The organism is Streptomyces sp. NPDC022552, assembly GCF_055561875.1.
In genome coordinates, this window is the sequence record NZ_JBVHGJ010000023.1 from 71427 (window position 1) to 79632 (window position 8206).

The window sequence follows — 8206 nt, forward strand, 5'->3', positions numbered from 1 at the left end:
CTCAGACTCCTCTTTCGTTGTCGATGAAGGCGAAGAGTTCCTCGTCTCCTGCCGCGTCGAAGTCCGCGGCGGTGCCGACCGCTCCCGTGTCGTCGCCGGCGTCGTACCGGGCGAGCAGCGCATGCAGCCGCGCGACCACGCGTGCGCGTGTCTCGTCCTCCGGGCCGGTGCCGGAGAGGGCGGTGTCGAGCCGGTCCAGCTCGGCCAGCAGCGCGGCGGGGCCGGTTCCGGTGTCCTCGACGACCAGGTGCTCCAGCAGGTGGTCCGCTAGGCGCGCGGCGTTCGGGTGGTCGAAGATCAGCGTGGTGGGCAGCCGCAGTCCGGTGGCCGTGTTGAGCCGGTTGCGGATCTCGACCGCGGTGAGGGAGCTGAACCCCAGGTCGGTGAAGCCCTGTTCGGGTTCCACTGCGTCGGCCGAGGTGTGCCCGAGCACCGTGGCGGCGTGGCCGCGTACGAGATCGAGCACGGCCTGCCGCCGCTCGGACGGGTCGAGGGCGGCCAGGCGGGTGGTGAACGACGCGGCGTTCTCCCCCGCCTCTGCCGCCCGCCGCGCGGGCTGCGGGACCAGGGAGTACAGCAGCGGCGGCACCGGGACGCCGGCCGCACGTGTCCGTAGCGTCGCCAGATCCAGGCGGGCCGCCACGAGGTGGGGCCGGCCGGAGATGAGGGCGGCGTCGAGCAGGGCGAGACCGTCCGCGTCGGACAGGGCCGTGCCGTCGCCGGTCGCGCGCCCGCGAACGTCCTCCGGGAGGTGACCGGTCATGCCGGTGGCCGTGGCCCACATGCCCCAGCCGATGGAGAGCGCGGTGCGGCCCTGTGCGTGGAGGCGGGCGGCGAGGGCGTCCAGCACCGCGTTGGCGGCGGCGTAGTTGGCCTGGCCGGCGCCGCCGAAGGTGCCGGAGGCGGAGGAGAAGAACACGTACGTCTCGGCCTCGACCAGTTCGGCCAGGTGGAGCGCCGCGTCCGCCTTGGGGCGCAGCACCGTCGCGAGGCGCTCGGGCGTCATCGAGGTGAGGACCCCGTCGTCGAGTACGCCCGCCGCGTGGACGACGGTCCCGATCCGGCGGCCGGCGAGCACCTGCGCGAGCCGGTCCCGGTCGGCGGCGTCGCAGGCCACGATCTCCGCCCGGGCTCCGAGCACGGCGAGCTCGTCGGTGAGGGCGGCGGCCCCGGGCGCCTGCGGGCCGGAGCGGCTGAGCAGGAGCAGTTCGGTGACTCCGTGCGTGGCCGCGAGGTGCCGGGCCACCAATGCGCCGAGGCCGCCGGTTCCGCCGGTGATCAGAACGGTCCCGGACGGCAGCGCGGGCGCCGCGGGCGCGTCGGCGGACCGGGCGCGCACGAGGCGCGGCACGTGCGGGGTGCCCTTGCGGAGGGCGGTCTCCGGCTCGCCGGGGAGGAGCGCCTCGGTCAGTCCGCCGAGGCTGCCGTCGGAGTCGATCGTCGCGAAGCGGCCGGGGTGCTCGGAGTGGGCCGTGCGCAGCAGTCCCCGGGCGGCCGCGCCGGGCAGGTCGGTGATGTCCTCGCCGGGGTGGACGGCGACGGCTCCCGAGGTGAGCAGGACGATGCGTGATCCGTCGAAACGCTGGTCCGCGAGGAGGGTCTGTGCGGCGGCGAGCACCTCGGTGAGCCGGCGGTGCACGTCCTCGTGCGTCGCGGCGGTCCCGGCCGGCCCGGAGAGCAGGACGACCTCGGGCACGGTCATGCCCGCGTCGATGGACTCGGTCAGCGCGGCCGTGTCGGCGTGCCACTCGACGGCGTACGTCTCTTCCGCCAACTGGTCGGCGGCGCCGAGGGCATCGGCGCCGACCACGGCCCACGAGACGGGGACCGGGCCTGCGGCGCCGGGCGTCCATTCGACGGCGAACAGCGCGTCGCGCGGTCCCTGCGCGGAGGCCAGCTGTGCGGCGGAAACCGGACGGAACTCCAGCGTCTCCACCTGTACGACGGGTGCGCCCGAGGTGTCCACGGCCTCCAGGCGAAGGGCGTCGCGCCCGGCGGAGCGGGTGATCCGGACCCGCAGTTCGGTGGCGCCCGCGGCGTGCACGGTGACGCCCTGCCATGCGAACGGCACCCGCACCTCGCCGGTGTCGGGGAACAGGCGGCCGGCTCCGGCGGCGTGCAGGGCCGCGTCGAACAGCGCGGGGTGCAGGCCGAAGCCGGCGCTGTCGGTGCGGGCTTCCTGGGGAAGCACGATCTCGGCGAAGACCTCGTCGGCCCGCCGCCAGACGGCACGCAGGCCCTGGAAGGCCGGCCCGTATCCGTAGCCGCCTTCGGCCACGGCCGCGTAGAACCCGGCCGGGTCGACGGGTTCGGCGTCCCGGGGCGGCCACGGGACCGGCTCCGGGGCGGGCCCGGCGGGAGTTGCGCGCAGGGTGCCGGTGGCGTGCCGGGTCCAGGCGCCCTCGTCGCCCTCGGCGCGGGAGTAGACGGTGACCGCACGGCCGTCGTCCGCGGAGGTGCCGTCACCGACGGCGACCTGGACGACGACCGCCCCGTCCCCGGGCAGGGTGAGCGGGACCTCCAGGGTCAGTTCGTCCAGGTGCGGGAAGCCCGCAGACTCGCCGGCTCGGAGGGCGAGTTCGACGAGGGCGGTGCCGGGCAGCAGGACCGTGCCGAGCAGGACGTGGTCGGTGATCCACGGGTGGGTGCCGGCGGCGATCCGCCCGGTGAGCAGTACGCCGTCGCTGCCGGCCATCGGCACCGACGCGCCGAGCATGGGGTGATCGGCGCGGCCGAGACCCACGGCGGAGACGTCGGTGGGCAGCGCCCGCTTCTCTGGCCAGAAACGTTCCCGCTGGAAGGCGTAGGTGGGCAGGTCGACCGCACGGCCCGTGCGGTCCTCCAGGACGGTGGTCCAGTCGACGGGGACACCGGCCACGTGGGCCTCGGCCAAGGCGGTCAGCCAGCGTGTCGAATCCCCGCGATCACGGTGCAGGGTGGCCAGCGTGACGCCCGGCTGCCCGGACGCCTCCAGCGACTGCTCGATGCCGGGGGTCAGGACCGGATGCGGGCTGGACTCCAGGAACACCGACCGGCCGTCGGCCAGCAGCGCGGCCGTCGCCTCATCGAACCGGACCAGCGACCGCAGATTCTCGTACCAGTAACCCGCGTCCATCACGACGGTGTCGATACGGCCACCGGTCACCGACGAATACAGCGGCACCGAAGACGACTTGGGAACGATCGGAGCCAGATCGGTAAGGATCTGCTCGCGCAGCTCCTCCACCTGTACCGAATGCGATGCGTAGTCCACCGGCACGCGACGCGCCCGAATCGCACGCGTCTCGCACAAGGCCATCAGCTCGTCCAGCGCTTCCGGTTCACCGGACACCACCGTCGAACCGGGACCGTTGACCGCGGCCACCGACACCCGGCCCTCGAAACCAGCCACCAGCTCGGCGGCCACCCCCGGACCCGCCGCCAGCGACACCATCCCACCCCGGCCCGCCAGCACCCGCAGCGCACGCGAACGCAACGCCACCACCCGCGCCCCGTCCACGACCGACAGACCACCGGCCACCACAGCGGCCGCGATCTCACCCTGCGAATGGCCCACCACCGCGGACGGGACCACGCCGCACGACCGCCACAGTCGGGCCAGCGACACCATCAACGCCCACAGAACCGGCTGGACCACATCCACCCGACCCCACAACGCCTCGTCCTCGCTGTCGAGCACGTCCCACAGCGACCAGTCCACGAACGGCTCCAACGCCGCCGCACACTCCTCCAAACCCTCCCGGAACACCGGCGACCACGCCGCCAGCTCCCGCCCCATCCCCAACCACTGCGACCCCTGACCCGGGAACACCAACACCGGAGCACCACCGGAACGCGCCACACCCCGCACCACACCCGCATGCGACACATCCCGCGCCAACGCCCGCAGCGCCCCCGCACGGTCCTCCCCCAACACCACCGCCCGGTGCTCCAGCACCGCACGACCGGTGAGCAGCCGCCAGGCGATGTCGGCGGGGTCCGCCTCGTCCGTCAGCCCGGCGAGCCGTGCCGCGGCCGCCTGGAGCGCGCCCGCGCTCTTGCCGGCGAGCAGCCAGGGCGTGGGGGCGGACACGGGCTCTGCATCGGCCGGGGCGGCAGGCGCCTCGTCGGCGGGCTGGGGTGCCGCCTCCAGGATCACGTGCGCGTTCGTACCGCTCACACCGAACGACGACACACCGGCCCGGCGCGGCCGGTCCGTCTCCGGCCACTGACGCGCCTCGGTCAGGAGCTCGACAGCCCCCGCCTCCCAGTCCACATGCGGCGACGGCTCCCCCACATGCAGGGTGGCCGGCAGCACGCCGTGGCGCATCGCCTCCACCATCTTGATCACACCACCGACACCCGCAGCAGCCTGCGTATGACCGATGTTCGACTTCAACGACCCCAGATAAAGAGGCTCTTCACGGTCCTGCCCGTACGTCGCGAGCAGCGCCTGCGCCTCGATCGGGTCACCCAACTTCGTACCCGTGCCATGCGCCTCCACCACGTCCACATCGGCCACCGTGAGCCGCGCGGCATCCAGCGCGGCACGGATCACCCGCTCCTGCGACGGACCGTTCGGAGCCGTCAGACCGTTCGACGCACCGTCCTGATTGACCGCCGAACCCCGCACCACCGCCAGCACCTCATGGCCGCGCTCCAGAGCGTCCGAGAGCCGCTCCACCAGCAGCACACCGACACCCTCACCCCAGCCCGTGCCGTCGGCGTCCGCCGAGAAGGTCTTGCAGCGGCCGTTGGAGGAGAGTGCGCCCTGCGTGCTGAAGTCGATGAAGACGGCGGGGGTGGAGAGCACGGTGACGCCGCCCGCCAGTGCCATGTCGCACTCGCCCGCGCGCAGCGCCTGGCACGCCAGGTGCAGCGTGACCAGGGAGGACGAGCACGCGGTGTCCACCGTCATGGCCGGGCCTTCGAGCCCGAAGGTGTAGGAGACACGGCCGGCCAGCACGCTGCCGGAGGTACCGGTGCCGAGGTAGCCCTCGACGCCCTCGGGCAGCACGGTCATGGTCGAGCCGTAGTCGTGGTACATGAGTCCGGCGAAGACGCCGGTGCGGCTGCCGCGTTGCGAGGTCGGGTCGATGCCAGCCCGTTCGAAGACCTCCCAGGAGGCCTCGAGGAGCAGGCGCTGCTGCGGGTCCATCGCGAGCGCCTCGCGCGGCGAGATGTTGAAGAGCGCGGGGTCGAAGCGGTCGGCGTCGCGGACGAAGCCGCCTTCGAGGACGTACGACTTGCCCGACGCGTCGGGGGTGGGGTCGTAGAGGTTCCCGATGTCCCAGCCGCGGTTGTCGGGGAACGGGCCGATCGCGTCGGAGCCCTCGGCCACCAGCCGCCACAGGTCCTCGGGGCTGTTCACCCCGCCGGGGTAGCGGCAGCTCATCGCGACGATCGCGATGGGTTCGTCGTTCGCGGCGGCCGTTCGGGAGGCGCGTACGGCCGACGTGGGGGCCTTGCGCTCCTCACCGATCAAGCGGGACAGCAGGTGGGCCGTCAGTGCCTGCGGCGAGGGGTGGTCGAAGACCAGGGTCGCGGGCAGCCGCAGGCCGGTCACGGTGCCGAGGCGGTTGCGCAGTTCGACGGCGGTGAGTGAGTCGAAGCCCAGGTCCTTGAACGTGCTGTGGTCCTCCACCGGGTCGGTGGCGGCGTACCCCAGCACGCCGGCGGCTTCGGACCGCACCAGTTCGGCGATGAACTCGGTGCGCTCGAGCTCGCCGAGCGCGGTGAGACGCTCGCCCAGCGGGGAGGCGGCGCCGGGTACCGCACGCGTCGCCGCAGCGGGGCGCGTGGTGCGGGTGACCAGGCCGCGCAGCAGCGGGGGCGCCTGGCCGGCGGGGTCGCCGTCCAGGGCCTTCCGGAGTTCGGGGAGGTTCAGGTGGAGGGCGACCAGGTGCGGGGTGTCACCTGCACCGACGGCGTCCAGGATCGTGAGTGCCTCGGCCGTGGTGAGTGGCCCGCCCGCGCGGGTGATCCGCGCCCGGCCCATCTCGTCCAGCCCGGCGGAGATGCCGGAGGTCTCCTCCCACAGTCCCCAGCCGACGGAGACGGCGCCCGGCCTGCGCTGGGCGAGGGCGTCGAGCACCGCGTTGGCGGCCGCGTACCCGGCCTGGCCGGCCGAACCGAACGTCGCCGAGGCGGAGGAGAACAGTACGAAGAGCGGAACGTCTCCGACCAGCGCGTCCAAGTGCAGCGCGGAGGCCGCCTTGGCGTCCAGCACCGCGTCGATCCGCTCCGGGGTCAGGCCGGTGACCACGCCGTCGTCCACGATCCCGGCGGCGTGCACCACTCCGGTCAGCGGGCGGTCCTCGGGCACGGTGGCGAGTACCGCGGCGAGCGCATCGCGGTCGGCCACGTCGCAGGCGACGACCCGTGCGTGGGCGCCCAGTTCGGCCAGTTCGGCGATCAGTTCGTCGGTCCGGGCGGCTGCCGGGCCGCGCCGGCTCACCAGCAGCAGCTCGCGGACGCCGTGCTCGGCGGCGAGGTGCCGGGCCACCCGGGCGCCCAGGACACCGGTGCCGCCGGTGACGAGTACGGTCCCGTGGGCCACCGTCGCCCCGGAGCCGGCCGGCGGCGCGGAGGCGGCGGCGCGGGCGAGGCGCGGGGCGTGCCACCGGCCGTCCCGCAGCGCGAGCTGCGGCTCGTCGGTGTCGGCCGGTCCCGTACCGGGTACGTCGCCGTCCGCGGGGTCCAGGTCGAGCAGGACGAATCGGCCGGGGTGTTCGGTCTGCGCGCTGCGGACCAGGCCCCACACGGCGGCCCCGGCCGGATCGACCGTGGCCGGGCCGACGGGCATGGCACCCCGGGTGAGCAGGACGAGCGTGGAGTCGGTGAAACGCCCGTCGGCGAGCCAGGTCCGTACGCACTCCAGAGCGCGGTGCGCGGCGACGCGGACGCGGGCGGGCTCGTCGGTGTCGGCGCCGGACACCGGACCGGCGTGTACGGCCACCAGCGCGGGGACCTCCGGCAGGGCCGCCAGGTCGGCGAGTTCGGCCGGCCCGGCGACGACCGTCCAGGGGCGGGCGCCCTCCCGGCCGTCCGTCGCGGGCAGGGCGGTCCACTGCACGCGGAAGAGCGTGTCGGGTCGTACGGCGCCGCCCGTGGCCCCGGCGGGGCGCAGGACGAGGGACGCGACGGAGGCGACCGGCCGGCCCTCCGGGTCGGCGAGGTCGAGGGAGACGGCGTCCGTGCCCGCCGGGGCCAGGCGTACGCGCAGAGCGGTCGCGCCGGTCGCGTGCAGGGTGACACCGGACCAGCTGAACGGCAGCCGTACGGACTGCTCACCCTGCGCCGGAGTGCTCTGCGCCGGGTCGTACAGTGCCGCTCCGTGCAGGGCGGCGTCGAAGAGTGCCGGGTGCAGGCCGAAGCCACCGGGCTCCGGAGCGCCCGCGCCACCGAGTGAGGGCAGCGCCACTTCGGCGTACACCGCTCCGTCGGCGCCGCGCCACGCGGCCTGCAGGCCCTGAAAGTACGGCCCGTACTCGAGGCCCGCGTCCGCGGCGGTGGCGTAGAAGTCGCCCAGCTCCACCGGCGCCGCGTCCTGCGGCGGCCACGGGGCGAGCGGGGTGCCGGCGGCGGCAGACGGGGCGGCCGAGAGGATGCCGCTCGCGTGCCGTACCCAGTCGCCGGCCGGTTCCACGGCTCCGGTCAGGTCGTCGGGGCGGGAGTAGAGGGCGATCTCCCGGGAGCCGTCCGCGAGCGGCGCTCCCACCTCGGCCTGGATGCGGACCCCGCCCCGCTCGGGCAGCACCAGCGGCGTGTCGAGGGTGAGTTCGTCCACGGCGGGGCAGCCGACCTGCTCGCCCGCGTGCAGGGCCAGCTCGAGGAGCGCGGTGCCCGGGACCAGGACCGTGCCGGCCACCCGGTGGTCGGCGAGCCAGGGGTGGGTGGCCCGGGAGAGCCGCCCGGTGAAAACCAGGCCGTCGCCGCCTGCCACCGTGACCACCGCACCGAGCAGCGGGTGATGGGTGCCGCGCAGCCCCACGGCTCCGAGCGCGGCCGCACCGCCGAGCGCCGGCCAGTAGCGCTGCCGCTGGAAGGCGTACGTGGGCAGGTCGATGCGTCGGGGGGTCCAGGGTGCGTACACGGCGGCCCAGTCGGGCGTGGCGCCGGCGGTGTGCACATGGGCCAGGGCGGTGAGTACGGACTCGGTGTCGTCCCGGTCACGGCGCAGGAGGGGGACGGCGGGCGTGCTGTCGTGCAGGTACGGGAGGAGCGC

1 protein-coding gene is annotated in these 8206 nt (G+C 74.5%); it reads right to left on the reverse strand.

Features of this window, described 5'->3' with window-relative positions; genetic code table 11:
- Nucleotide 1 precedes the first annotated feature (1 nt).
- Nucleotides 2-8110 (reverse strand): type I polyketide synthase, encoded by an 8109-nt coding sequence (locus ACZ3OF_RS35205; protein WP_467308912.1) that lies wholly within the window; start codon nucleotides 8108-8110, stop codon nucleotides 2-4.
- Nucleotides 8111-8206: the final 96 nt, after the last annotated feature.